The following is a 1,301-nucleotide window of genomic DNA, read 5'->3' on the forward strand; positions in this document are numbered from 1 at the left end:
TTGGGGCCCGAGGAGATCACGTAGGAGACGGTCGAGCCCTTGTCCACGCTTGTTCCTTCGCCCGGCGTGACGCGGATGACCGCACCCTTGGGAACGGAGTCCGAGCTCTCCTCGCCACCCTTCTCGGCGGCGAGTCCCGCCGCCTCAATGGCCGAGACCGCCGAGGACTCCGAGCGGCCCGCAAGCCCGCCCGGGACGGTCACCTTGGCCGGGCCGGTGGAGTACGTGACGGAGACCGAGGAGCCCTTGTCCAGCTGGCCGGAGGGGTTCACGTCGGTGACGAGGCCGGAGTCCATCGAGTCGCTCGGTTCCGGCACCAGGTTGACCGTGAGACCGAGCTTGATGAGCTCGTCCCGGACCTTCTCGTAGTTGCGCCCCACGTAGCTCTTGGGGTCGACGCTGATGCTCGTAGGAGTGGCGGACGGCGTCTTCGTGGGGGTGGCGGTGCTTGCCGAGGGGCTCGGTGTGGCCTCCGGCTTGGGCTCAAGCCACCCCTGGAGGCGCCCGGCGGTGAGGCCGGCCGCGATGACGAGCCCGATGAGGATGATGAGCGTGATGAGCGGGAACGTCAGGCGGGACCGGCGGCGCGGCGGGCGGCTCCCCTGCCCCCGGGGCGGGACGGGACCGTGCGAGTCAGTCGAGTCGTCCATGTAGGAGTTCTCGACGGCGCGGCGGGCGCCGGCGGCGGACGAGTACTCGTCGTCGTCGGCCAGGCCCAAGGGGCCGTGGGAGGCGGCGGAGGAGCCCACAGCGGCACCGACGGCTGCGCCTGCCCCGAGCGCGGGGAGGGCCGAGGTGCGGGGGTGGCCGTCCTCTGCGGCGCGGCGGCCGGGGGAGGAGGCGAGCGTGCGCGTGACCTGGCCCGTCGGGGTGGTGTCCGGTCCGTTGAGGAAGCGGCCCACGCCGGGGACCGCGCGAACGGCGTCCTCCACGCGCCCCTCGAGGAGCGCGTCGGCGGCCTCGGCGAGGAGGTGGGCGTTGCCGGGGCGGTCGGTTGCGTTCTTCTCCAGCATGGACATGATGAGGCCGCGCACGGGCGCCGGCACGGACTCGGGCAGCGGGGCGGGCTGATCCTGCACCTGCGCGAGGGCGATCTGGATCTGGGACTCGCCCGTGAAGGGCCGGTGACCCGCGAGGAGCTCGTAGCCGATGATGCCGAGCGCATAGATGTCACTCGAGCCCGAGGCCTGCTGGCCCGTGGCCTGCTCCGGGGCGAGGTACTGGGCCGTGCCCATGACCTGGCCCGTGGCCGTCAACGGGACCTGGTCCGCGAGGCGGGCGATGCCGAAGTCCGTGATCTT

At 72.6% G+C, this 1,301-nt stretch carries 1 protein-coding gene; it reads right to left on the reverse strand.

Going from position 1 to position 1,301, the window contains the following annotated elements; genetic code table 11:
- Window positions 1-1,301: PASTA domain-containing protein (locus tag Q4D18_RS11625; protein WP_303128585.1), on the reverse strand; the 1,301-nt coding region annotated here is incomplete at both ends.

Source organism: Micrococcus sp. (assembly GCF_030523875.1).
In the GTDB taxonomy this organism is placed as follows: domain Bacteria; phylum Actinomycetota; class Actinomycetes; order Actinomycetales; family Micrococcaceae; genus Micrococcus.